Here is a 24,132-nt window from a genome sequence, read left to right as displayed (position 1 = left end):
GCGCGAAGGGCCCGCCGGTCATGGACCGGCGGGCCCCCGCGCTCGTGCGGCTCAGTGGAAGAAGTGCCGCGTCCCGGTGAAGTACATCGTGATGCCGGCCTTCTGCGCGGCCTCGACGACCAGTTCGTCGCGGACCGACCCACCCGGCTGGACCACGGCCTTCACCCCGGCCTCGGTCAGGATCTCCAGACCGTCGGGGAAGGGGAAGAAGGCGTCGGAGGCGGCGTAGGAGCCCTCGGCACGCTCGGCGCCGGCCCGCTCGACGGCCAGCTTCGCGGAGTCGACCCGGTTGACCTGCCCCATGCCGACACCGACCGAGGCGCCGTCCTTGGCGAGCAGGATCGCGTTGGACTTCACGGCCCGGCAGGCCTTCCAGGCGAACGCGAGCTCGCGCAGTTCGTCGGCGGGGAGCGCCTCGCCGGTGGCGAGGGTCCAGTCGGCCGGGTCGTCGCCGTCGGCCTGGAGGCGGTCGGTGACCTGGAGGAGGGCACCGCCGTCGATCGGCTTGACGTCGACGGGGTGGGCGGGGCCGTCGGGGCAGCGCAGCACGCGGATGTTCTTCTTCTTGGTGAGGGCCTCCAGGGCCCCCTCCTCGTAGTCCGGCGCGACGATGACCTCGGTGAAGATCTCCGCGACCTGCTCCGCCATCTCCTTGCTGACCGGCCGGTTCACGGCGATCACGCCGCCGAACGCGGACAGCGGGTCGCAGGCGTGCGCCTTGCGGTGCGCCTCGGCGACGTCGGCGCCGGTCGCGATGCCGCAGGGGTTGGCGTGCTTGATGATGGCGACGGCGGGCTCGTCGTGGTCGTACGCGGCACGGCGGGCGGCGTCCGTGTCCGTGTAGTTGTTGAACGACATCTCCTTGCCGTGCAGCTGCTCGGCCTCCGCCAGGCCACCCGTGCCGGCGGTGTAGAGGGCGGCGGGCTGGTGCGGGTTCTCGCCGTAGCGCAGGGTGTGCGCGCGCTCCAGGCTGGTGGCGAGGAAGGTCGGGAACGGCGAGTCGTCGGCCGGCGCGTACGCGGAGGCGAACCAGGAGGAGACCGCGATGTCGTACTCGGCCGTGTGCCGGAAGGCCTCGGCGGCCAGGCGCTTGCGGGTGGCGAGGTCGAAGCCGCCGCCCTGCGCCGCCGCGAGGACGTCGGCGTAGCGGGCCGGGCTGGTGACCACGGCGACCGACGGGTGGTTCTTGGCGGCGGCGCGGACCATGGAGGGGCCGCCGATGTCGATCTGCTCGACGCACTCGTCCGGCGAGGCACCGGAGGCGACGGTCTCGCGGAACGGGTAGAGGTTGACGACGACGAGGTCGAACGGCTCCACGCCCAGCTCGGCGAGCTGGCGCCGGTGGTCCTCGAGCCGCAGGTCGGCGAGGATGCCGGCATGGACCCTGGGGTGCAGGGTCTTGACGCGGCCGTCGAGGCACTCGGGGAACCCGGTGAGCTCCTCGACCTTGGTGACGGGCACACCGGCGGCGGCGATGCGTCCGGCGGTGGACCCGGTGGAGACCAGTTCCACGCCGGCCTCGTGCAGCCCGCGGGCGAGCTCTTCCAGACCGGTCTTGTCGTAGACGCTGACGAGCGCCCGGCGGATCGCCCGCTTGCCGCTCTCGGCCGTGACAGTGCTGTCGGCGGTCACTGGATAACTACCTTTCGTCCCTCAATGCGATAGCCGTTGCGGGCGAGGCGCCCCACGACCTCGACGAGCAGCCTTCGCTCGACTTCCTTGATGCGCTCGTGCAGCGCGCTCTCGTCGTCCTCGTCCCGGACCTCCACCACGCCCTGCGCGATGATCGGGCCGGTGTCGACGCCGTCGTCGACGAAGTGGACGGTGCAGCCGGTGACCTTGGCCCCGTAGGCGAGGGCGTCGCGCACTCCGTGGGCCCCCGGGAAGCTGGGCAGGAGCGCGGGGTGGGTGTTGACGAACCGCCCGCCGAACCGGGCCAGGAACTCCTTCCCCACGATCTTCATGAAACCGGCGGAGACCACGAGGTCGGGCTCGTGGGAGGCGACGGCCTCGGCGAGGGCGGCGTCCCACTCCTCACGCGTGCCGTACTCCTTGACCTTCCGCACGAAGGTCGGGATGCCGGCGCGCTCGGCACGGGCGAGCCCCTCGATCCCCTCGCGGTCCGCGCCGACGGCGACCACCTCGGCGCCGTAGGCCCCGGCACCTGCGGCGGCGATCTCGTCGAGGAGCGCCTGGAGGTTCGTACCGGATCCGGAGACCAGCACGACGAGGCGCTTGACCGGCTCGGCCACGGGCTTGGCGGCCACGGCGGGGCCCTTTCTCGGGGGTGCGTTTGTGCGGTCGTACGAACGCTTCGCGCCCCGGGATACGGGGAAGTCTACGAAGCGGCCGACCGTCAGCAACGATACCGGCACTCCGGACGGCCCCCACGGGACGGGGGCGTGGCCGGAAGGTAGCGTCTGGGGCGAGCGGGCTCGGGAACGCGGTGGTCGTGCGGTGCGTTCCCGAAGTGACAGCTCACGTCAGAAAGCCGTATCACCTAGGGGAAGACGCTCTCTTGATGCCGGACCGCAGTCTGCGACTCCTCACGCTCCCCCCGCAGCCGCCGCAGTCGCCGCAGTCGCCGCAGGGAGGGGAGCGCGGCGCGGTGGTGCTGCGGGAGCGGCGCCCGGCCTCCCCGCCCGAGGCGCAGGGCGGCGGCGAGGACGACAACCCGTTCGCACCGCCGCCGGAGGGCACGCCCGACCGCCCCTGGCAGCCCCGCCACCCCGCCCCGGGGGGTGACGGCTCCGGCGATCCCCACGGCTCGCGCGGCGGCTCCCCGTGGGGCAGTCAGTGGAGCGACCGTCAGCCCGGCCGCTCCCCGGAGGGCGGTTTCGGCGAGCGCCCCCGTGGCGGAGGCGGCCCCGAGGGCGGCGGGTCCGGCAGCAAGCCCGGTCCCCGCTGGGACCCCACGGACCCCGCCCAGCGCCGTGCGCGCTACGCCCTGCTGAGCGGCATGTGGGCCTTCTTCTTCGCCCTCTTCGGCTGGCCCTACGTCGCCCTGCTGCTCGGCGCCCTCGCCCTGCACTGGGGCATCAGCGCCCTGCGCGCCAAGCCCCGCACCCCCGACCCCGACAACCCGGCGCCCCAGCCCACGGGCCGCCCCCAGAGCACGGCGGCGATCAGCGGCCTGGTCACGGCCTCGCTGGCCCTGGCCCTGGTCGCGGTGACCTTCACGGCCCAGCTGGTCTACCGCGACTACTACACGTGCACCAACGACGCGCTGACCAACGAGGCGAAGCAGTCGTGCAGCGACCTGCTGCCGGACGGACTGCGGGGAATCCTGGGGGCCAACGGCTGAGGCGTGCGCCTGCGTCAGGGGGCAGGCAGCGGTGCGGACGGCTGACGGGGTCGAGGCGGCCCGGTGGGCGAGGTTCGGGCCCGCGTCGTACGGGGCGTCGCCGTCGTCCAGCCGCCCCACCGACGGGCTGGCGGACGGGACGGGCCGCCGACGACGCCGACAGGGCGGACGGCTGACGGTCGGCGTCTCTGCGTGGGCTCCCGGGGGTGGGTAGCCGACGGGTCGGCGGTCCCTGTGGTGGGTGCGGTCGGGGTCACGGCGGACCTTCGTGTGCGGTCGGGGTCATGCGGGAGCTTCCCGTGCGGTCGGGGTCACGGCGGACCTTCGTGTGCGGTCGGGGTCATGCCGGAGCTTCCCGTGCGGTCGGGGTCATGCCGGCGCTTCGTCCTCCCCCGCCGCCTCCCGCAACGCGGCCCACCGCGCCTCCCGGGCCGCCTCGTCGTCCCGCCACTCCGCGTCCGCCACGGCTTCGGTGACGTCGTAGACGTCATCATGCGGGTTCTCGTGCGAGGCGTGGTGCGGGGCATCGTCGTCGTCCCGCACCACCGACGCGGAGCCGGAAGCGGGGGCGGGGACGGGCAGCGCGACGGGCAGGGGTTCGGGCCCCGACGCGGACTCGGAACCGGACCGGGACCGCGTGCTCCTCGGGCGCCGGCCCCACCACCGCGCCGCCAGCGCCACCGGGACCCCGACCGCCACGGACCACGCCGCCACCGCCGGCCCGACCTGCCACCACACGGGCCCGAACCGGGCCAGCACCCCCACGCCCAGCGGTCCGCCCGCCAGCCCCGCGAGCACCGCCAGCGACAGCCCGCACGTCATCCCGGCGCACACCGCCACCGCCATGGTCCGGCCCCACGACCAGGCCGCACCGCCGACCACGCGTACCGCGCCCCGCCCCACGAACACCCCCACCGTGGCCCCGGCCACCAGGGTCACCAGCACGGCCGCCGCCCAGTTCGGCAGCGCCCCGGGCCCCGGGTCCGGCACCGCCGCCAGCAGCGGGAACGGGGGCAGCAGCGGCGCCGGGTCCGAGGACGACAGCCGCACCACATGCCCCGCGCCCAGCACGAACCCGGGGCCCACCGCGTACGCCGCGCCCCACACCGCCGCGTTCGGCACCAGCGCCACGCAGAGCAGCAGCACCGCGAACCGCCCCGACCAGCCCTCGGTCAGCTGCAGGAAGGCGCCGCGCGCCGCTCCGAGGTGCCACAGGGACGACGCGGCCACGAGCAACGCCCCGCCTCCGACGAGCGCCGCGCCTCCGGCCCCCGCCGCCCGCGCGGCGACCCCGAGCCCCTCCCACCCGTCCGCCCCGAGGACGGCGCGCCGCAGCCCGCGCGGCAGCACCCGCAGCGCCCTGTCCACGGGCCCGCCCGGACGCCCGTACGCCGTCCAGACGCCCACTCCCGCCGCCGACACGGCGACGGCGGGCACGCACACGACCGTCCAGCCCCACGAGGGCCGCAGCACCCCACCCGCCGCATAGGCGGCGGCGACCACCCCCACGGTCAGATAGCCGATGACGACGCCGCTCCACGCCGTGCGGGCGCTGATCAGCGGGGCGTCCTCGTCACCGCCCTCCACTGCGTCCCGCGCCGCGCGGTGCACCAGCCACACCGGCAGGACGAGCAGCAGCATCGGCGTGACCCCGACCGGCGCCGGGGCCCCGGAGAGCGTGTCGGCGCGCACCAGCTCCGCGCCGTGCGCCAGCAGCCACAGCGCGGCGGCGACGTGCAGCGCGCCCTCCGGCCCGCTGTCCGGGTACGGCGAACTGATCCACAGCACCATCACGAGCACGGCGAACGAACCGAGTCCGAGTCCGGCTGCCAGCACGCCGCCCAACACGCCGGTGGCCAGGCCGGGCGGACGGTGGCGCATCCGGGCGAGCAGGCGCGACAACAGGGACGACAACGACGGTCGGCGAGCGGTCATCTGGATCACGACCGTCATGCTCCCAACGACACGCGCTTTCCCGTCGTAACAGGAGAAGTTCCGCTGTGTCGCTCAATATACGTTTATGTACTTTTTCGTACGAAGGGGTGCCCTGTGACGCGGAGTCCCGACACCCCGCTCCCCCCACCCGAGGAGCGCCGGCGCCTGCGGGAGAGGGCTTCACTGACGCAGGCCCAGCTCGCGGCCCGCGTGGGCGTCAGCCGGGAGACGGTGCGCGCGTGGGAGGCCGGACGGTCGACTCCCCTCGGCCGAAAGCGGGAAGCGTACGCGAGACTGCTGGCCGCGCCGGCCGGGCCGACACCGGTCAGGACGGGGGTGGGAGCGAAGCCGGGGGCGGGGGCGGGTTCGCGGGCGGATGCGGGTGGGCGTCCGAGGGCGGGTGCGGGCTCGCTTCCGGGGGCCGGAGCGGGGGCACGTCCGGGGGCGGGTGCGCGTCAGAGGGCGGGTGCGGGTGGGGCCGTACCACCGGTGACCGGGGCCGTGCCGGTGGCGGTGTCGGTGAGTACGAGGAGGACGAGGACCAGGACGAGGCGGGCGGGAGCCGAACCCCCCGGCCACGTGTCGGCCGTGGCCCGTCCGTCGGCCGCAACCCCGGCCGTGGACGAGGCGGGCCCCTCCCTGACCCCCGATCAGGCCTTCGACGCGCTCTACGCCTTCTGCGTCCCCGCCCTCGTCCGGCAGGCCTACCTCCTCACCGGACGGCGTGAGCTCGCGCGCGAATCGGTCGAGCGGGCCTTCCAGGTCGCCTGGGAACGCTGGCCCGAGGTGGCCCGCGATCCGGATCCGCCGGGCTGGGTGCGGGCGACGACGTACGAGTACGCCCTCTCCCCCTGGCACCGGTTCCGCCCCCGCTACCGCCACCCCGAACCGCCGCCCGCCGACGCCGCCGACCGCGCGCTGCTGGACACCCTCCTGGCCCTCCCGCCGTCCTACCGCCGCACCCTCCTGCTGCACGACGGGGTCGGCCTCGGGCTGCCGGAGACCGCGGCCGAGACGGAGGCGAGCACCCTCGCGGCGGCGAACCGGCTGGTGCACGCCCGGCAGGCCGTCGCCGCCCGCCTGCCCGACCTGGCGGACCCCGCCACGATGCACCGCCGGCTGGTGGAACTGGCGTCCACGGAACGGCTGCGCGCGGCCAAGCCGCCGACCGTGCGGCTGGGCAGCGAACGCCGGGCCCGCTGCTGGACCCGGGCGGCGATCGCGTTCACGGTCGCGATCATCGGCGCCACCGCCCTGACCCTCTTCACGGCGCCCACCCGCTACGAGCCCCCCGTCCCGCCCGGCGAGACGGTCCAGGGCATCCCCCCGCGCGCCGTCCCGGGCGCCCTGTCGGACGCGGAACTGGCGTTGCGCGCCAAGCTCCGCTCGGGGACGGCCCACGGTCCGGTCAGACTGGTTCCCGAGGCGAGGTGACCCCCCAACCCCTTGCCGGTGCGGGTGCGACGCGCACGTACGAGTGCGGGCGCGGGTCCGGGTACGGCACCGAAGACGCAGGTGGGCCCGCCCCCCGTCCGGGGAGCGGGCCCACCTGTGTGCGGTCGAACGCCTCAGCCGGCCAGGATCTCCCGCGCCAGCTTCGCCGTCTCGGTCGGCGTCTTGCCGACCTTGACGCCGGCGGCCTCGAGGGCCTCCTTCTTCGCCTGGGCGGTGCCGGACGAACCGGAGACGATGGCACCGGCGTGGCCCATGGTCTTGCCCTCGGGCGCGGTGAAGCCCGCGACGTAGCCGACGACCGGCTTGGTCACGTTCTTCGCGATGAAGTCCGCGGCCCGCTCCTCGGCGTCGCCACCGATCTCACCGATCATGACGATCAGGTCGGTCTCGGGGTCGGCCTCGAACGCGGCGAGCGCGTCGATGTGCGTCGTGCCGATGATCGGGTCACCACCGATGCCGACGGCGGTCGAGAAGCCGATGTCCCGCAGCTCGTACATCATCTGGTACGTCAGCGTGCCGGACTTCGAGACCAGGCCGATGCGGCCCGGCTTGGTGATGTCGCCCGGGATGATGCCGACGTTGGACTGGCCCGGCGTGATGACGCCGGGGCAGTTCGGGCCGATGATCCGGGTCTTGTTGCCCTTCTTGCCGGCGTACGCCCAGAACGCGGCCGTGTCGTGCACGGCGATGCCCTCGGTGATCACGACGGCCAGCGGGATCTCGGCGTCGATGGCCTCGACGACGGCGTCCTTGGTGAACTTCTCCGGCACGAAGATGACGGAGACGTCGGCGCCGGTCTTCTCGATGGCCTCCTTGACGGTGCCGAAGACCGGTACCTCGGTGCCGTCGAAGTCCACGGTCTGCCCCGCCTTGCGCGGGTTCACGCCGCCCACGACGTTGGTGCCGTCACCGAGCATGAGCTTGGTGTGCTTCATGCCCGTGGCGCCGGTCATGCCCTGGACGATGACCTTGCTGTCCTTGTTGAGCCAGATAGCCATGGTGTGTTGGTGTCCTCGTCCTGAGTGCTTACTTGGCGGCGTGGGCCAGCTCGGCGGCCTTGTCGGCCGCCCCGTCCATGGTGTCGACGCGCTGCACCAGCGGGTGGTTGGCGTCGGTGAGGATCTGCCGGCCCAGCTCGGCGTTGTTGCCGTCGAGGCGGACGACGAGCGGCTTGGTGACTTCCTCGCCGCGGTCCTCGAGAAGCTTCAGGGCCTGCACGATGCCGTTGGCGACCTCGTCACAGGCGGTGATGCCGCCGAAGACGTTGACGAAGACGGAGCGGACGTCCGGGTCGCCGAGGATGATCTCGAGACCGTTCGCCATCACCTGGGCGGAGGCACCGCCACCGATGTCCAGGAAGTTGGCGGGCTTGACGTTGCCGTGGTTCTCACCGGCGTACGCGACGACGTCCAGGGTCGACATGACCAGGCCCGCGCCGTTGCCGATGATGCCGACCTCGCCGTCGAGCTTGACGTAGTTGAGGCCCTTCTCCTTGGCGGCCGCCTCGAGCGGGTTGGCGGCGGCCTTGTCGTGGAGCTCCTCGTACTCGGGGTGACGGAACTCGGCGTTCTCGTCCAGCGACACCTTGCCGTCGAGGGCGATGACGTCACCGGAGGCGACCTTCGCGAGCGGGTTGACCTCGACGAGGAGGGCATCCGACTTGATGAAGGTGTCCCACAGCTTGACGAGGACGTTCACGACCTTGTCGGCGACCTCGGCCGGGAACTTCGCGGCCTCGACGATCTCGCGGGCCTTGGCCTCGTCCACGCCGTCGATCGGGTCGATCGGCGTCTTGGCGACGGCCTCCGGACGGGTGGCCGCCACCTCCTCGATCTCCATGCCGCCCTCGACGGAGGCGATGGAGAGGAACGTGCGGTTGGCACGGTCGAGGAGGAAGGAGACGTAGTACTCCTCGACGATCTCCGGGGCGGTCTCGGCGATCATCACCTTGTGGACCGTGTGGCCCTTGATGTCCATGCCGAGGATGTCCGTCGCCCGGGCGACGGCCTCGTCCGCGGAGGCGGCCAGCTTGACGCCGCCGGCCTTGCCGCGACCACCGACCTTCACCTGCGCCTTGACGACGGACTTGCCGCCCAGACGCTCGGTGATCTCGCGCGCCGCCTCAGGCGTGTCGATGACTTCACCGGCCAGCACCGGTACATCGTGCTTGGCGAAGAGGTCCCTCGCCTGGTACTCGAACAGGTCCACGCGCTTCCGTCCCTATCAGTGATCTCGCGGTTCGTTGGATGCGTGGGCGTGCCGCGAAGGGCAACGTGACGACCGCATGTGTCACAGGGGAAGCGCACACGGTGTCCGAGCGCGCGGCATGTCCGTATCGCAGGCTATCGCTGCTTCCGGGGGGCCTCTAAATCGCGGGTCACACCTGAGCGGTGATACCTGTCACACGATGCCGGGATCACTGGCACGCCGTGCCCGGGGTGAGGGGTCTCACCGGGTTGGGGTTGGCCCGGTGAGACCCCCTGAACAGCCCCGGAGGGGCTCAGGCCGGGTCGTCCTCACCCCAATGAGGACGACCCGGCCCTCTCCGCGGGGCGTACGGCCGGACGCTTCCGACGGCTTTCGGCCGTCCGGGTCGCTCGGCCCCGCGGAGCGCTTTCTTCCGCTGCCCGCGGAGGGCTTCGTCAGACGGCCGGCGTGTGTCGCTGGACGAATCCGGGGGTGACGGCCTCGGCGACCCCCACGGCCCCGTCGGCGGCGTGCCCGGCCAGCGGGTGGGCGGTGGCGTGGACGGTGCCGTTCAGGTCCTGCGCGAAGGCGCCCGCGTCACCGGTGACGTCCACGGCGAAGGAGCCGACGGGCGCGGTGACCCGGGTCGCGAGGGCGTCCACCGTGCCGGTGACGCTCTGCGCGAGGACGGTCGTCGAGCCGGTCACGTCGTGCGCGAAGCCCGTGGCGTCGCCGCCGACGCCCTGTGCCAGCGCGCCCGCGTCCGTGACCGCCTGGCCGGCGACCGGCACGACGGCCCGCACGGCGGTGTGCGCGACCGGCGGCAGTACCGCGCCCGTCGCGTCCCGCGCGACGTCCCCGGCCAGCCCGGTGGCGTACGGCGGAACGTCCCCGGCCAGCCCGGTGGCGTACGGCGGAACGTCCCCGACCAGCCCGGTGGCGTACGGCGGAACGTCCGCGGCGACGCCCTGGGCGACCGGCCACAGGCCCTGCACGGCCCCGCCCACCACCGCCCGCACGTCGTCGAGCACGCCGTACGCGAGTCCAGCCGCCGCGTCGACCGCGTGTCCGGCGACGGGCACGGTGCCGTCCACGGCCCGCCCGACGACCGGCGCGACGCCGTGCACCGCGCCGCCGGCGACCGGAACCGCCCCGTCCACGGCGGAACCGGCCACCGGCGGGACGACCGCGGCGCCGGTCTCGTCGACGACGGTGCCGGCGGTCGCGGCGGTCGTGGTGGTCGCGGTGTTCAGGGCGGTCGCGGTGGTCACGGTGGTTGCGGCCAGGGCTGTGCCCGCGAGATGCGTCCGCGCGGTGGGCGCCACCTGCTCCCACTCCGGGGCGAAGGCGGAGAGGGGACCGAAAAGGTAGTCGACCGCGGGATGGGCGTCGGGGGCGGTCACGGCGGTGGTGGTTTCGGTGGCGGCGGTGTGGGCGGCGGCGGGCTTCACCGCGGCGGTCGCGGCACGGGCCGCACGGGCGCCCTGGATGGCCTCCGCGCCCCTGACCCTGGGGGTCTGCGGGGCGACGCCGGCCGCCGTGCCGGTGACGGTGGCGACGGTATCGGTGGCAGTGCCGGTGGTGTCGCCGGCGACCACGGCTTCGGTGGCCGCGGGCACGGCTTCGGTGGCCGTGCCGGTCACCGAGTGGGCCGTGTCGTCGACGCCGGTGAACGCGTCCGGCAGGGAGAGGGACGAAGCGGGCAGCTCGTCGGCGTCGGCGGTGGCCGACCCGAGCGCCACGGCACCCGTGACGCCGGCGGCTATGACGAGGGAACGGCGGATGTTCTTGTTCATGGGTACGTCGATCCTTCGGGAAAGGCGTGGCCTTGGGGACATTCCGGCTCCGGAGCGAGGGGAAAGGGCTCCGGGCGGCGGGCAGACCTGTCTCCGCCCCCGCGCGGCAGGTCTACGGCGGGTGAAGGCCTGCCCTAGCCGGGGAAGACGGGAATGTCCCGGTACCTGTCCTGGGTCTCGGACGCGTCCGTACGCACGGCGCTGCCGGGCACGAGCCGCAGCGGCACCCGGTGGTACGGCGTGACGGCGTGCGCGTCGCCGTACCGCCCCGTACCGCTGTCGGCCACGGGCGCGTTGCCCAGCGCCCCGTTCAGATCACCGGCGGGCGCCCGGTGCGCGGGCGCCGTCCCGGCCCGGCCGCCGTGCGCGGTACGCCAGGCCCGCTGATCGAGGTGGTGCGCCCCGTGCGCGCCACCCGCCACCACCGTGAACACGCCGGTCCCCCGCGTCGGTCCCGTCGCGGAGGCCGCCGCCTCGTCACCGTGTCCCGGTGCGGTCTCCTCGCCCCCGGGCGCGGGCGACGACCCGACGGGCACCGGCAACGTCTGTCCGGGCACCTGCCAGGACGGGAGGAACCGCGGGGAGGGAAGAGACGGGAAGGAGGGCGAGTCGGGAAGGCGCGGCAGGGTCGGCGCGGGCACCGAGGGGAGCGAAGGCGGGGACGACAGCGGCGGCATCGCCGGCGGGGACGGCGACGCCGGCAGGCTCGGCGCCGAGGACACCGGCAGCACCTCCGCCCCGATCTCGCCGAGCTTCCCCGTCACGGTCTCCACGACGGAACCGGCCGACCGCACGGCCTGCTCCACTTGCTCGGCCTGCTCCACTTGCTGGGCCTGCTCGGCCTGCTCGGCCTGAGTGTGGGTCGGCACCGGAGCCTCGGCCGGGACCGGAGCCGAAGCGGGGCTCCACGCGGAAGCAGGGACCCACGCCGAAGCAGTGACCGACGCCGAAGCAGTGATCCGCGCCGCGGGCGGCAGCGGAGCCGGAGCAGCGGCCGGAGCTGAACCGCCATCCCGACCCGGGTCGTCGACCTGAGACGTATCCGCTGCCGGGAGCGGAAGCCGCTCGGAGACCCGAGGCACCGTCACCCCCGGCACGCTCCCGTCCGCCGCCTGCGCCTGCCCCCCGAAGAGGATCCCGAGCGCGAGCAATCCGCCCACCAACAGCGCGGCACGCAGTACCCCACGCAGCGCACGCCGCCCGACCAGCCCACGCAGGACGCGCGGAGCGGCACCGGGGAGAAGGTGGTGGGGCCAGGCCAAGAGGGCGGGACCTCCCGTACGACGAATCGACGCGCCGATCCTTGCACGGCGCTCCCTCGGACGCGCAAGCCCCCTCACCGATGGCCCGTCATGTCACTTTTGCCCCCTCGCCGACCGGGTCCGGAACGGGCAGCGGACGCCTCTCGATCGCCGCCGCCATCACCTCCGGGAACAGATCGGGCGTGCAGGCGAAGGCGGGTGTGCCGAGGGCGGCGAGCGCGGCCGCGTGCTCCCGGTCGTAGGCGGGCGCCCCTTCGTCGGACAGCGCGAGCAGGGCGACGAACTGCACGCCCGACGCCTTCATCGCCGCGACCCGCTTCAGCATCTCGTCCCGTATGCCGCCCTCGTAGAGATCGCTGATGAGCACGACGACGGTGTCCACGGGCCGGGTGATCCGCGACTGGCAGTAGGCGAGCGCCCGGTTGATGTCCGTGCCGCCGCCGAGCTGGGTGCCGAACAACACCTCGACCGGGTCGTCGAGCTGGTCGGTGAGGTCGACGACCGCCGTGTCGAAGACGACGAGCCGCGTGCTGATCGAGCGCATCGACGCCAGCACCGCCCCGAACACCGACGCGTACACCACCGACGCCGCCATCGACCCCGACTGGTCGATGCAGAGGATCACCTCCTTCTTCACGGACTGCGACGCCCGCCCGTATCCGACGAGCCGCTCCGGCACGACCGTCCGGTACTCCGGCAGGTAGTGCTTGAGATTGGCCGCGATGGTGCGGTTCCAGTCGATGTCGTGGTGCCGGGGGCGTGCGACGCGCGCGCTGCGGTCGAGGGCGCCGGTGAGGGTGGCCCGGGTGCGGGTGGCGAGCCGTCTCTCCAGGTCCTCGACGACCTTGCGCACGACGGCCCGTGCCGTCTCCTTCGTCGTCTCCGGCATAGCCTTGTTCAGTGAGAGCAGTGTGCCGACGAGGTGCACGTCGGCCTCCACCGCCTCCAGCATCTCCGGCTCCAGCAGCAGTGTGGCCAGACCCAACCGGTCGATGGCGTCGCGCTGCATGACCTGGACGACGGAGGAGGGGAAGTACGTCCGGATGTCCCCGAGCCAACGCGCCACCGACGGCGCCGACGCCCCGAGCCCCGCCGAACGGTCCCGCCCCGCCCGCCCTCCGTCCCGTTTCCCGTAGAGCGCGGTGAGCGTCCGGTCCATGGCGGGGTCCTGCCCGGACAGCGCGTACCCGGTGCCGTCGGCCTCGTCACCCCCGAGCACGAGCCGCCACCGCCGCAACCGCTCCCGCCCGGCGTCCGACGCCCCCGACACCCCCGTCGCCGGGGCCGCTCCCCCGTCCCCCGCCGATGCCCTCGTCATCTCCACACCTCCACACGGTCGTTGTCCTCCCGATCCGAACCCGCCGGTCCCTCGCCGCCCCTGTCCGCCCCCGCCAGGTCGTCGCCGCCCCCGTCCAGACCCAGCAGCAGCCGCACCACCGGCAGTACCGCGTCCGCCCGGGCCGGGTCGAGGTCGGCCGCGAAGCCGGAGGTGAGGGAGCCCACCGCCTCCGCCCCTCTCCCCTGCCCGCCCGGACCCCGCCGCACCAACTCCCCGAGCGTGCGACGCACCCCCGCCTCGTACGCCGAGAACGTCCGCCGCAGCAGCGGCAGTACGTCCGTGAAGGCGTCCGCCGGCACCGTCGTCAGCCATCCGTCGACCAGGCCGAGCAGCCGCTCGTCGTGCACGAGCAGCAGCCCGCCCGAACCGCCTCCGACGAAGCCCTCGATCCAGGCGGCCGCCTCCGCCGGCGGTGTCCCCGGCGACAGGGCGAGCCCCATCAGCCGGGCCGCCTCCTCCCGCGCCAGCTCCCCGTCGTCCAGAAGGAGCCGCACGGCGCGCCCGCGCACGACGCCCACCACGGAGTCCCGCCCGGACAGCACCCGCAACACCGCCCACCAGCGTTCCCGGAGGCTCCCCGCCCCGAGCCGCTCCCCTCGTTCCCCCACGCTCGTCGCCGCACGCCCCTCCGGGCCGGATCCCTCCGCCGACGCCTCCTCCAGCAGCCCCACCGCGCCGTGCACCGCGTCGACGTGAGCGCGCATCTCCTCGGCCGCGTCGGCGTCCAGTGCTGCGCAGGCGGGGGGCAGTCCGACGAAGACCCGTTCCGCGAGGCCCGCGGCGACCTCGGCGAGTGCTCCCGTGTCGGTGCCGCGCACATCGCCGTACCGCAGGGAGCGGACGAGGGCGGGCAGGGCCTGGGCGAGATGGCCGACGTCGCCGTCGAGCGCCGCGCGGTCGGCGAGGATCCGCATGACCGTCGGAAGCGCGTCGGACAGGCCGGCCAGGAGGCACTGCTCGGCGAGCGCGGTCACCTCGGCGAGGGCGCGTGCGGCGACGGCGTCGGCCTCCGCCTTGGCGGTCGCGGCGGCGAGCACCGTCGTCCCCCACACCCCGGCCTCGGCAACCCGCACCGACAGCTCCGGCTCCCAGCGCAGCCGCCAGGTCTCCCGGAAGGTGCCCGTGCTGCCGCGCGAGACGACGGGCTCCCCCCACTCGACGCGCAGCAGCCGCAGCCGGTGCAGCAGTCTGCTGCGCTCGGCGTCGTTCTCCCGGCGCAGATCGAGTTCCGCCTCCCGCTCCGCCGCCTCCGGTTTGAGCCGCAGCCGACGCAGGAGCCGGTCCAGGTCGCGCTGCAGCGGCACCGCCGGCGCGGTGGCCGGCACCTCCCCCAGCACGTCGCCGACGACCAGCCGGTCCCGCACCAGCTCCAGCGGCACGTCGGAGCCCTCGCACATCACCGCCCGCACGGCGTCGGTCGTCTCGCTCAGTCCGGGCAGCGGCCGGCCGCGCAGCGCGGCGAGGGTCTCGGCCAGTCGGACCGCCTCGATGACGTGCGCCGAGGACACGAGCCGGTCCTCCTCCCGCAACAGCCCCGCGACCTTGGTCAGCCACCGCTCGACCGGATGGTCCGGAGCGGCGAACAGATGCCCGTACCACCCCGGCGAGTCGATGCCCGCGCCGTACCCCCCGGCCCGCGCCAGCCTGCGGTGGGTCCACGGCACCCACGTCAGGTCGACCTTGACCTTCGGCAGACCCTTCAGCAGCGCCCGGTCGGCGGCGACGGTGGTCCTGTGCCGCAGTGCGGGCACGTGCCACGCACCGCACACCACGGCGACTCCGTCGTCGCCGAACTCCCGCCGCGCCGCCCGCACCTGGAGCCGCATGTACGCCTCCCGCACCGGGTCCCGGTCCCGGCCCGTGTCGTCGCAGGTCTCCCGCAGGGCCGTCATCGCCTCCTCGATCGCGGTGAACGGCGCGAACGGGCCCCGCTCCCCGGCACCCCGGTGCTCGACGACGTCCTCCCACCAGCGCTCCGGATCGTCGTACCCGGCGGCGTCGGCGAGCGCGGCGAGGGGGTCGACACGCAGCGCGGGCTCCGCGGCGGGTTCCCGCGCGGTGTCCTGCGCCGCCTCGTCCGGATCGGGGTCCTCCTCCCGCCAGGCCAGCGTGTGTGCGGCCGGCAGGTCGATGAAACGGGCGGGCACCCCGTGTTCCAGCGCCCAGCGCAGGGCGACCCACTCCGGGGAGAACTCGGCCAGCGGCCAGAACGCCGAACGCCCCGGCTCGTCCACCGCGTGGCCGAGAAGCGCGACCGGTGGCCGCATGTCCTCGTCGGCGGCGAGCGGGATCAGTACGTCGGCCTCCGGCGGGCCCTCGATCAGCACGGTCCGCGGCCGGGCCGCCTCCAGGCCGCGCCGCACGGCCCGCGCCGACCCCGGACCGTGGTGCCGCACCCCGAGCAGCAGCGGCCACCGCACACCGGCCGCCCCGGCTCCGCTCATGCACTCACCTCCCGGCAGGCCCGGTAGAAGTCCGTCCAGCCGTCCCGCTCGCGCACGACGGTCTCCAGGTACTCCCGCCACACGACCCGGTCGGCGGCCGGGTCGCGGACGACGGCGCCGAGGATGCCGGCGGCGACGTCACCGGGGCGCAGCACGCCGTCGCCGAAGTGGGCCGCGAGGGCGAGGCCGCTGGTCACGACGGAGATCGCCTCCGCCGTCGACAGGGTGCCGCTCGGTGACTTGACCTTCGTGCGCCCGTCGGAGGTGACCCCGTCGCGCAGTTCGCGGAAGACGGTCACGACGCGGCGGATCTCGTCGATGCCGTCGGGTCCGGCGGGCAGGTCGAGGGAGCGGCCGATCTGGTCGACGCGCCGCGCGACGATGTCGACCTCGGCCTCGACGCTCTCCGGCAACGGCAGCACCACCGTGTTGAAGCGGCGGCGCAGGGCGCTGGACAGGTCGTTGACCCCGCGGTCGCGGTCGTTGGCCGTGGCGATCAGAGTGAATCCGCGGACGGCCTGCACCTCCTGCCCGAGCTCCGGTATCGGCAGCGTCTTCTCCGACAGGATGGTGATGAGCGTGTCCTGCACATCGGCCGGGATGCGGGTCAGCTCCTCGATGCGGGCCGTCATGCCCTCGGCCATGGCCCGCATGACGGGGCTGGGCACCAGCGCGTCCCGGCTCGGCCCGTGCGCGAGCAGCTGCGCGTAGTTCCAGCCGTAGCGGATCGCCTCCTCGGGGGTGCCCGCCGTGCCCTGCACGAGCAGGGTGGAGTCGCCGCTGACGGCCGCGGCCAGGTGCTCGGAGACCCAGGTCTTGGCGGTGCCGGGCACGCCGAGCAGGAGCAGGGCGCGGTCGGTGGCCAGGGTGGTGACGGCGACCTCGACGAGGCGGCGCGGGCCCACGTACTTCGGTGTGATCACCGTGCCGTCCGGCAGGGTGCCGCCGAGGAGGTACGTCGCCACCGCCCACGGCGACAGCCTCCAGCGGGCCGGGCGGGGGCGGTCGTCCTGCGCGGCCAGCGCGGCGAGTTCATGGGCGAAGGCGTCCTCGGCGTGCGGGCGCAGCGCCTCGGACGGCTGCTGCTCGCTCGGTCCCGCGAACGTCGGGTCGGCGGACACGGACATGCTGAGGCCCCCTCCAGCTCGGCCGGTTTCGGATCCGGTTCGGATCTGGTGTCCACCGTGCACCACGGCACTGACAATGCGATCTGACCTGCGGAAACGTACTGGCGGGCGGGCTTTCCGGGCCGATTGTCAGTGGGTGGATCTACCTTCGACGGCATGACTGAGCAGGGGGTGCGCTGGACCACGGACCAGGTGCTGGCACTGGCGCCTGACGCCGCGTCACGCACGGCGGGCGGCAGGCTCGGCACGGCCGGGCCCTGGTCCGGCACGGGGAGTTCGGACGAGGGGGCGGTGTGGGGGCTGTGCAAGGGCAGCGGCAGCACGCCGTACCGGACGGTCGTCGACGTCGCGGACGCGTCGGGACCGGCCTACAAGTGCAGTTGCCCGAGCCGCAAGTTCCCGTGCAAGCACGCGCTCGGGCTGCTGCTTCTCTGGTCGGGCGGGCCGGATGCGGTGCCGGCGGGGGAGGCACCGGACTGGGCCGAGCAGTGGATCGCGGGCCGGCGCGGGCGTGCACAGGGGGAACGGGAGAGGGACGCCCGCGGTTCCACCGCCTCTGATCGCGAGGCGGCGCGCCGGAGAGCGGAGCGCCGCGCCGAGCGGGTCACGGCGGGAGTGACGGAGCTGGAGCAGCGCCTCGCCGACCTGGTGCGCTCCGGTCTGGCCACGGCCGATCAGGCGGGTCACGGCCTGTGGGAGGAGACGGCGGCCCGCATGGTCGACGCCCAGGCGCCCGGTCTGGCGGCGCGCGTCCGGGAGCTGGGGGCGATCCCGTCGTCCGGCCCCGGCTGGCCGGTGCGGCTGCTGGAGGAGTGCGCGCTGCTCCACCTGCTCGACCGGGGCTGGCTGCACCGGGAGCACCTGCCGGAGGCGCTGGCGGCGACGGTCCGCACCCGCGTGGGCCTGCCCGTTACCCCGTCGGGCCCGCCCCTGCGCGACGACTGGCTGGTCCTCGCGCAGTACGACACGGCGGACGCCAGGCTGACGACCCGCCGCATCTGGCTCCACGGCGCCCACTCGCGCCGCACGGCGCTCCTCCTCTCCTACGGCGCCGCCGGCCGCGCACCCGACCTGGCGCTGCCGGTCGGTCTGGCCCTGGACGCGGAGGTCACCGCCTTCCCGGGTGCCGGGCAGCGGCGGGCCGCCCTGGGTGAGCAGTTCGGCCCGCCCGCCCCGACCGGCGCCCGCCCGCCGGGGACGACGACGGCCGAGGCCGCCGCCCGGTACGGCGAGGCGCTGCGCGACGACCCCTGGCTGGACTCGGTCCCCGTCACCCTGGACGACGTCGTACCGACCAGGGACGGCGACGCCTGGCAGCTGGCGGACGCCGCGGGAGACACCGCCCTGCCCCTCACCCCGGCCGCGGCCGCCCGCCCCGGCCTGTGGCGTCTGGTCGCCCTCTCGGGCGGCGCCCCCGTCAAGGTCTTCGGCGAGTGCGGCCACCGCGGCTTCACTCCCCTGACGGCCTGGCCGACGGACCGGGGAGAGGCGGTGCGGCTGTGCTGACCTGCGACCCCGCACCCCATCCGACGCAGGACCACCTCACGGGACGGAAGGGAACCTCATGAACGGCACCCCGGGCCCCGCCGCCCCGCCACCGGCCGACGCGCGGTCCCCCCTCCCCCCACCACCGGTCTGGGAGGACCTTGTCACCTGCGCGCTCCTCGGCACGGACCGGCGCACACCCCCCGGAACGGCCCCGGGCCGGGACGCGCCGACGGCCCTGCTGGACGCGGCGGCGGCCGAGACCGTACGGCGTCGGGCCGGGCTGCGCCCGGGGCGGGCCGCGCCCCTGCCGGAACCGGCGCCGGAGGACCCGCGCGCGTCGCTGCCCGCCGCCGCGGCCCGCCGGCTGGGCCTGCTGCTGGCCGACCGTCCCGGCACCGGCGGAGGCGGCCGCAGGGGCACGGCGCCGGACCTGACGGAGTTGCTGCCCCAGTGGCTGGCGGCGGCCAACGCGCGCGGATTCGCCGCCCCCGCCACGGCCCTGCCCGCGCTGCTCGACGCGGCCCGGGGCCGGACGGACCTGCGTCCGGCGGCGCTGGAGTTCGCGGGCCCGCGCGCCCTGTGGCTGGCCCGGCTCAACCCGGACTGGCGGTTCGCCCTGCGTTCCGCCCCGGGCGCGGGGGCGTCCCTGCCCGGCCCGGGGGAAGGCGACCGGGTGGAGCGGCTCTGGCGGGAGGGCCTGTTCGCCGAGCGGGTCGCCCTGCTGTCCTCGATCCGCGCCCGCGACGCCGACGCCGCCCGTGAGCTGCTCGCCTCCGGCTGGCCGACGGAGCGTGCCGAGGACCGGCTGATGTTCCTCGACTCGCTGCGCACCGGCCTGGGCCCGCGGGACGAGCCGTTCCTGGAACAGGCCCTCGCCGACCGCAGCCGCAACGTCCGGGCCACGGCCGCGGAGCTGCTGTCGGCGCTGCCCGGTTCAGCGCTCGCCGCGCGGATGGCGGTGCGGGCCTCCGCCTGCGTGGCCCTCGACCCGACCCGGGACACGCCGACGATCGTCGTGGAGGCGCCGCACGAGTGCGACGCGGCGATGGAGCGTGACGGAGTGGTGCCCAAGGCGCCGTCCGGCCGGGGCGAACGGTCCTGGTGGCTGGGGCAGTTGGTGGAGGCCACCCCGCTCGCCACCTGGCCGGCCCGGCTGGGGGGCCGTACGCCGGAGCAGATCGTGGCGCTGCCGGTGGCCGACGACTGGACGGGCGAGCTGCACGCCGCCTGGTGCCGGGCCGCCGTGCGACAGCGGGACGCCGACTGGGCGCGGGCGTTGCTGGGGGTGCCGTCGGCACCCGAGGCGGGCGGGCCGGGCGCGGTGTCCCTCGCCGAGCGGGCGAAGCTGCTCGGGACGCTGCCGACGCAGGAGCGGGCCGAATGGGTGGCCGGGTTCATCGCGGCGCACGGACTGTCGGAGGCCTTCCAACTGCTCGGCGTGTGCGCGGTGCCGTGGGCGGCGCCGCTCGGCCGGTCGGTGGTCGACGCGCTCAACATCGCGCGTGACGCCGGGAGCTACCCGTGGAGCTTCAGCGGCGTCATGGGTCTGGCCGAACGCTGTCTCGACCCCGCGGAGGCGGACCGCCTCGACGGTCTGCTGGCGGTCCCCGACGAATCGGAGGACGCGTCACCCGGGGCCGGGGGCTACTGGGCGGAGGCGTTCCAGCGTCTGGGGACGACGTTGCGGCTGCGGGCGGTGATGAACGAGGAGCTCGCGGGGGAGCCCCGTGTTTAGGGGGAGCCCACTGCCTGAGGGGAGCCCCCTGCCTGAGGGGAGCCCACTGCTGGAGGGGAGCCCGCTGCTGGAGGTCCCCGTGGTTGCAACGGGCGCGCGTTCGGCCGACGCGACTGGGAAGCAGTCGGCGCGCGCCCACCACCCGTCCGACGCCGGAGGGCCCGACCGCTCAGGCGCAGACGGGCACCGGAAGGCCCGACGACACAGGTACAGACACAGGACACCGGAAGGCCCGACCACTCAGCCGAGAACGCAGGCACCCAGAAGGCCCAGAACAGCGGAGGTGCAGCACGGGCCAGGAGGCGCCACCGCGCACCACCGCACACCAGCACACGGAGGCCGCCCACGACCGCGTCGGGCCCGCGCCGCCGGCCCGTGCCCGCGCCGCCAGACCGCCGCCGATGCGTCCTACGCGCCGGCGGGCTGCCGTGCGTTCGCGCGCACCCAGTCCACGATGGAGGCCGTCGTCGCCCCGGGCGTGAAGATCTCCGCGACGCCCTTCTCCTTCAGCGGCGCGATGTCCGCCTCCGGGATGATGCCCCCGCCGAAGACGAGGATGTCCTCCGCGTCCCGCTCCCTGAGAAGTTCGATCACGGCCGCGAAGAGCGTGTTGTGCGCCCCGGAGAGGATGGACAGACCGATCGCGTCGGCGTCCTCCTGGATCGCGGTGTCGACGATCTGCTCGGGGGTCTGGTGAAGGCCGGTGTAGATGACCTCCATACCGGCGTCGCGCAGCGCCCGCGCGATCACCTTGGCCCCGCGATCGTGGCCGTCGAGCCCCGGCTTGGCCACCACCACGCGGATCGGACCGGCTGCCACACCCATCACTGCCTCCATGAAGCGACTACATCCATCCGTACCGATTCCCTGCGTACCGAGAGGTACCACCACACCGGCCGGGGGAAGTGAACGAACGTTATCGCCAGCATCCCGCAACCGGCAGTTTCATGGCGCGCAGCGAGGGGGAAATCACACAATGGGACACGTTCACCACGCGGGGTTCCTTCTCCTCCACCGGGGAACTCGAGGGGGAACCCGCACAGCGGGAGCCGCAACGAGGTCGCCGCAACGCCGCGTCGCAGGCCGGCGCCGTGACGGTGCGGCGCATCGGCGCAGGCACGATGGACACGCAGGGCAGGTACGGCACGCAGCGGGGAGCCTCGCCACACCGGCAGGGGACCCGCCGACCGATCGGCGTCAGTGAGGAGCGCCGGGGAACCCGAGCCGCACTCCACCGCCCCCATCGCGCCCCGTCGTGACCACCTCCATGAGACTTCCGCACGAGGGCACACGGGGGACGGAGGCGTCGTCCGCGTGCCGACAGGAGGTCGGCCATGCAGGTCACGCGGGCGGTTCAGCCCCTGCTCCCGTTGTGTCGGCGTCTGCTGCCGATCAGGCTGGCCACTCTGTCGGCCACCCTGCTGAAGGCGACGGCCCTGGAGATCGTGATCCTCGCGGGGCACCTGCTTCTCTACCCCTCCGGCATCGCCCAGGAGCGGCGTGACCCGGTGACCCCCGCCCTGCCCGGCGCGGACGACGTGCCCGGCGGGTCCGACCCGACCGGCGCCGCCGAGCCGGCACGGCTGCCGGCCCAGGCCCGCGCCGCGCTCCCCGTCGTCCTGCTGCACGGCTTCATCGACAACCGCTCCGTCTTCGTCCTGCTGCGGCGCAACCTCGCCCAGCACGGCAGGCATCGCGTCGAGTCGCTCAACTACTCGCCGCTGACCTGCGACATCCGCATCGCGGCCGAGCTGCTCGGCCGGCACATCGAGGAGATCTGCGCGCGCACGGGCAGCGGCCGGGTCGACATCGTCGGCCACAGCCTCGGCGGTCTCATCGCCCGCTACTACGTGCAGCGCCTGGGTGGAGATTCCCGCGTGCGGACGCTGGTCACGCTGGGCACGCCGCACTCGGGCACCCGGGTGGCGCCCCTGGCGAACGCGCACCCCATAGTGCGCCAGATGCGCCCCGGCTCGGAGGTGATCGAGGAGCTGTCGCGGCCGGCGCCCGGCTGCCGCACGCGCTTCGTGAGCTTCTGGAGCGACCTCGACCACCTGATGGACCCGCTGGAGTCCGCCCGCGTCGACCACCCCGACCTGCTCGCGGAGAATGTGCAGGTCACCGGCATCGGCCACCTCGCCCTGCCAGTGCACCCGGCCGTCGCCGCCGGGATCCGCCAGGCCCTGGACGCCGAACGCGCCACCGCGACCGCGCCCACGCACGGCGCCACCGTGGCCTGACACCCGGCGCACCCCTCCCGGCCGCCCCTCCGGAGCCCCGCCGCACCCCCGCGCACATCCCTCACAATCGAACGCATGTCGAACGTAGGGCCAAAACCCGCGCCCGCCCTCCCCCGAAACAGGGCCGAATGCCCCTTTCCCCCGGGCACGAAACCTGCGGAAGATTGTCGTGCCCGCGTACCGCCGGGTACAGTCGCCGCACTGCTCTGGCAGCCCCTGTTGTCGAGGCGAGAGAGAAGTTGGTGAACGACCGTCACCCGTCGGGGAGCATGACCACCCCGGCTCCGGCTTCTGACGCCGACTCCCCGCCCTACGCGTCGTACGGCACCCAGGAAGCCACTTACGGCGACTTCACCGCCGGTCACGGCACCACCCACGACGGCTACGACCACGAGGCCCGTTCCACCGGGCACTTCGCGGCCGACCCCCTCTTCGGCGAGCTTCCGGGCGACGGCGCCTCCACCGGCGGATACGACGCCACGCAGTGGGCCACGGGCAGTCAGCAGACCCTCAACTACGACCCGTACGCGGCCCAGCACCACGCCGCCTACGACACGGGCGCGTACGACACGGCCGCCTGGGCCCCGGACCAGCAGTTGTCCGCCATCCCCGCGCAGGCCGCGCCGGCCGACAGCAGCGGGCAGTGGGACGCCGGCACCTGGCTCCAGCCCGAACAGACCGGCGGCCCGGCCGACCGGACCCAGCAGTGGGAATGGGGCACGCAGGCCTTCGACACCGGCGCCTACGACGCCACCCAGTGGAACTCCACCGGCGACGGCGACGCCCCCGGCGCGGACGCGTACGAACAGCACGCGGAGCTGCCGTTCGACCAGCAGCACACCGCCGCCTTCGAGCAGGTCGGCTACGACGAGCACACCTCGTACGACGAGCACGCCGGCCACCACGAGTCCGGCGTCCACCACGAACTCCCCTCCCACGAGGACGAGTCGACGGCCACCGGCGAGCTTCCGGCGGTGCCCCTCCTCGACGACCAGGAGGAGGCCACTCCGGCTCCCGTCCCGCGTACCGCGGGCCGCGCCGCGAACCGCTCCCGGCGCCGTGCGCCCGCGCGACGCTCGGCCCTGCTGACCGTGGCCGTGCCCTCCGCGTGCGTCATGGGCGTGGCCGGCATCGCCGCAGCCTCCGTCGGCACGCTGACCGGCGGCGACGAGAAGGACACCACCGCGACGGCGTCGGAGGCGCAGGCGGTGAAACCATCCGCCGCCAACAACAAGCTGGACACCCAGCTCAAGACGCTCACCGCCGAGGCCGACGCCTTCGCCGACCGGGCCAGCCGTACGCAGGAACGTATCGACCTCAAGGCGCAGCAGGAGGCCGAGAAGAAGAAGGCGGCGGCGGAGGCGGCCCGCAAGGAGCGGCTGCGTCCGAAGTACGCGCTGCCGGTCGGCCAGCACGGGCTCAGTGCCTACTACGGCCAGTCCGGCATCAACTGGATGTCCATGCACACCGGCATCGACTTCCCCGTCGCCTACGGCACCACGGTGATGGCCGCGACCGACGGCACCGTCCGCACGCAGTGGAACAGCGCCTACGGCAACATGATGATCGTGACGGCGAAGGACGGCACGGAGACCTGGTACTGCCACCTCTCCAGCTACCGCGTCAGCTCCGGTTCGACGGTGAAGGCCGGCGAACCGATCGCGTACTCGGGAAACTCCGGCAACTCCACCGGTCCGCACCTGCACTTCGAGGTCCGGCCGGGCGGCGGCTCGTCGATCGACCCGCTGTCGTGGCTGCGCAGCCACGGGCTGGACCCGACCTGAGCGGCCGTCCGACGAACGCCCTGTGAGCCCCCGCCG

Annotated in this window: 17 protein-coding genes; 6 read left to right on the top strand and 11 right to left on the bottom strand. The window is 74.3% G+C overall.

Going from position 1 to position 24,132, the window contains the following annotated elements:
• Nucleotides 1-51 precede the first annotated feature (51 nt).
• Together purH and purN are read right to left on the bottom strand one after the other, a co-directional pair.
• Nucleotides 52-1,632, bottom strand: coding sequence for a bifunctional phosphoribosylaminoimidazolecarboxamide formyltransferase/IMP cyclohydrolase (purH, locus tag ACZ4YY_RS19540; protein ID WP_468291330.1), 1,581 nt, complete (start codon nucleotides 1,630-1,632; stop codon nucleotides 52-54).
• Nucleotides 1,629-2,267 (bottom strand): phosphoribosylglycinamide formyltransferase, encoded by a 639-nt coding sequence (purN, locus tag ACZ4YY_RS19535; protein WP_468291327.1) that lies wholly within the window; start codon nucleotides 2,265-2,267, stop codon nucleotides 1,629-1,631. Before purN ends, purH begins: the two co-directional genes overlap by 4 nt.
• Before the next feature lie 254 nt (nucleotides 2,268-2,521).
• On the opposite strand from purN, the gene ACZ4YY_RS19530 reads away from it, so the two are divergent.
• Nucleotides 2,522-3,304, top strand: a complete 783-nt coding sequence (locus ACZ4YY_RS19530; RefSeq protein WP_468291324.1) for a hypothetical protein — start codon at nucleotides 2,522-2,524, stop codon at nucleotides 3,302-3,304.
• 369 nt (nucleotides 3,305-3,673) lie between these two features.
• On the opposite strand, the gene ACZ4YY_RS19525 is transcribed toward ACZ4YY_RS19530, so the two are convergent.
• Nucleotides 3,674-5,257, bottom strand: a complete 1,584-nt coding sequence (locus ACZ4YY_RS19525; RefSeq protein WP_468291321.1) for a cell division protein PerM — start codon at nucleotides 5,255-5,257, stop codon at nucleotides 3,674-3,676.
• A 96-nt stretch (nucleotides 5,258-5,353) separates the two neighbouring features.
• On the opposite strand from ACZ4YY_RS19525, the gene ACZ4YY_RS19520 reads away from it, so the two are divergent.
• Nucleotides 5,354-6,673: a helix-turn-helix domain-containing protein gene (locus ACZ4YY_RS19520; protein ID WP_468291318.1), complete on the top strand. Its 1,320-nt coding sequence runs from the start codon at nucleotides 5,354-5,356 to the stop codon at nucleotides 6,671-6,673.
• Nucleotides 6,674-6,807: 134 nt separating this feature from the next.
• On the opposite strand, the gene sucD is transcribed toward ACZ4YY_RS19520, so the two are convergent.
• From sucD to ACZ4YY_RS19485, 7 genes are all read right to left on the bottom strand, one after another.
• On the bottom strand, nucleotides 6,808-7,692 hold the full coding sequence (gene sucD, locus ACZ4YY_RS19515; protein WP_468291315.1) for a succinate--CoA ligase subunit alpha: 885 nt from the start codon (nucleotides 7,690-7,692) through the stop codon (nucleotides 6,808-6,810).
• A gap of 28 nt (nucleotides 7,693-7,720) precedes the next feature.
• Complete coding sequence (gene sucC, locus ACZ4YY_RS19510; RefSeq protein ID WP_468291312.1) at nucleotides 7,721-8,902, bottom strand: ADP-forming succinate--CoA ligase subunit beta; 1,182 nt, start codon at nucleotides 8,900-8,902, stop codon at nucleotides 7,721-7,723.
• A gap of 434 nt (nucleotides 8,903-9,336) precedes the next feature.
• Nucleotides 9,337-10,677 carry a hypothetical protein gene (locus tag ACZ4YY_RS19505; protein WP_468291310.1) on the bottom strand — a complete coding sequence of 447 codons (1,341 nt, stop codon included), beginning with the start codon at nucleotides 10,675-10,677 and terminating at the stop codon, nucleotides 9,337-9,339.
• A 134-nt stretch (nucleotides 10,678-10,811) separates the two neighbouring features.
• Nucleotides 10,812-11,546 (bottom strand): hypothetical protein, encoded by a 735-nt coding sequence (locus ACZ4YY_RS19500; RefSeq protein WP_468291307.1) that lies wholly within the window; start codon nucleotides 11,544-11,546, stop codon nucleotides 10,812-10,814.
• A gap of 481 nt (nucleotides 11,547-12,027) precedes the next feature.
• Nucleotides 12,028-13,257 (bottom strand): vWA domain-containing protein, encoded by a 1,230-nt coding sequence (locus tag ACZ4YY_RS19495; protein WP_468291304.1) that lies wholly within the window; start codon nucleotides 13,255-13,257, stop codon nucleotides 12,028-12,030.
• Nucleotides 13,254-15,722: a DUF5682 family protein gene (locus ACZ4YY_RS19490; protein ID WP_468291301.1), complete on the bottom strand. Its 2,469-nt coding sequence runs from the start codon at nucleotides 15,720-15,722 to the stop codon at nucleotides 13,254-13,256. The genes ACZ4YY_RS19495 and ACZ4YY_RS19490 overlap by 4 nt, the downstream gene beginning before the upstream one ends.
• On the bottom strand, nucleotides 15,719-16,849 hold the full coding sequence (locus tag ACZ4YY_RS19485; protein WP_468291299.1) for an ATP-binding protein: 1,131 nt from the start codon (nucleotides 16,847-16,849) through the stop codon (nucleotides 15,719-15,721). The genes ACZ4YY_RS19490 and ACZ4YY_RS19485 overlap by 4 nt, the downstream gene beginning before the upstream one ends.
• Nucleotides 16,850-17,005: 156 nt before the next feature.
• Between ACZ4YY_RS19485 and ACZ4YY_RS19480 the strand changes: the two genes are divergently transcribed.
• A complete protein-coding gene (locus ACZ4YY_RS19480) occupies nucleotides 17,006-18,355 on the top strand; it encodes an SWIM zinc finger family protein (RefSeq protein WP_468291296.1) in 1,350 nt (449 codons plus the stop codon).
• A gap of 58 nt (nucleotides 18,356-18,413) precedes the next feature.
• Nucleotides 18,414-20,072 carry a DUF5691 domain-containing protein gene (locus tag ACZ4YY_RS19475; RefSeq protein WP_468291294.1) on the top strand — a complete coding sequence of 553 codons (1,659 nt, stop codon included), beginning with the start codon at nucleotides 18,414-18,416 and terminating at the stop codon, nucleotides 20,070-20,072.
• A 408-nt stretch (nucleotides 20,073-20,480) separates the two neighbouring features.
• Here ACZ4YY_RS19475 and ACZ4YY_RS19470 read toward each other — a convergent pair whose 3' ends face one another.
• Complete coding sequence (locus ACZ4YY_RS19470) at nucleotides 20,481-20,897, bottom strand: cobalamin B12-binding domain-containing protein (RefSeq protein WP_468291292.1); 417 nt, start codon at nucleotides 20,895-20,897, stop codon at nucleotides 20,481-20,483.
• 509 nt (nucleotides 20,898-21,406) lie between these two features.
• Between ACZ4YY_RS19470 and ACZ4YY_RS19465 the strand changes: the two genes are divergently transcribed.
• A complete protein-coding gene (locus ACZ4YY_RS19465) occupies nucleotides 21,407-22,312 on the top strand; it encodes an esterase/lipase family protein (RefSeq protein WP_468291289.1) in 906 nt (301 codons plus the stop codon).
• A 269-nt stretch (nucleotides 22,313-22,581) separates the two neighbouring features.
• A complete protein-coding gene (locus ACZ4YY_RS19460; protein ID WP_468291286.1) occupies nucleotides 22,582-24,096 on the top strand; it encodes a M23 family metallopeptidase in 1,515 nt (504 codons plus the stop codon).
• The last annotated feature ends 36 nt before the right edge of the window (nucleotides 24,097-24,132 follow it).

Source organism: Streptomyces sp. NPDC030143 (assembly GCF_055573695.1).
This window is presented reverse-complemented; position numbering and strand designations above follow the sequence as displayed.

Excerpts from the sequence above, each read along its gene's own strand:
- ACZ4YY_RS19465 (WP_468291289.1), top strand. The coding sequence starts at position 21,407 with ATGCAGGTCACGCGGGCGGTTCAGCCCCTGCTCCCGTTGTGTCGGCGT.
- ACZ4YY_RS19470 (WP_468291292.1), bottom strand. The coding sequence starts at position 20,897 with ATGGGTGTGGCAGCCGGTCCGATCCGCGTGGTGGTGGCCAAGCCGGGG.
- ACZ4YY_RS19460 (WP_468291286.1), top strand. The coding sequence starts at position 22,582 with ATGACCACCCCGGCTCCGGCTTCTGACGCCGACTCCCCGCCCTACGCG.
- ACZ4YY_RS19495 (WP_468291304.1), bottom strand. The coding sequence starts at position 13,257 with ATGACGAGGGCATCGGCGGGGGACGGGGGAGCGGCCCCGGCGACGGGG.
- ACZ4YY_RS19505 (WP_468291310.1), bottom strand. The coding sequence starts at position 10,677 with ATGAACAAGAACATCCGCCGTTCCCTCGTCATAGCCGCCGGCGTCACG.
- ACZ4YY_RS19480 (WP_468291296.1), top strand. The coding sequence starts at position 17,006 with ATGACTGAGCAGGGGGTGCGCTGGACCACGGACCAGGTGCTGGCACTG.
- ACZ4YY_RS19485 (WP_468291299.1), bottom strand. The coding sequence starts at position 16,849 with ATGTCCGTGTCCGCCGACCCGACGTTCGCGGGACCGAGCGAGCAGCAG.
- ACZ4YY_RS19530 (WP_468291324.1), top strand. The coding sequence starts at position 2,522 with ATGCCGGACCGCAGTCTGCGACTCCTCACGCTCCCCCCGCAGCCGCCG.
- ACZ4YY_RS19475 (WP_468291294.1), top strand. The coding sequence starts at position 18,414 with ATGAACGGCACCCCGGGCCCCGCCGCCCCGCCACCGGCCGACGCGCGG.
- sucD (WP_468291315.1), bottom strand. The coding sequence starts at position 7,692 with ATGGCTATCTGGCTCAACAAGGACAGCAAGGTCATCGTCCAGGGCATG.
- ACZ4YY_RS19490 (WP_468291301.1), bottom strand. The coding sequence starts at position 15,722 with ATGAGCGGAGCCGGGGCGGCCGGTGTGCGGTGGCCGCTGCTGCTCGGG.
- ACZ4YY_RS19525 (WP_468291321.1), bottom strand. The coding sequence starts at position 5,257 with ATGACGGTCGTGATCCAGATGACCGCTCGCCGACCGTCGTTGTCGTCC.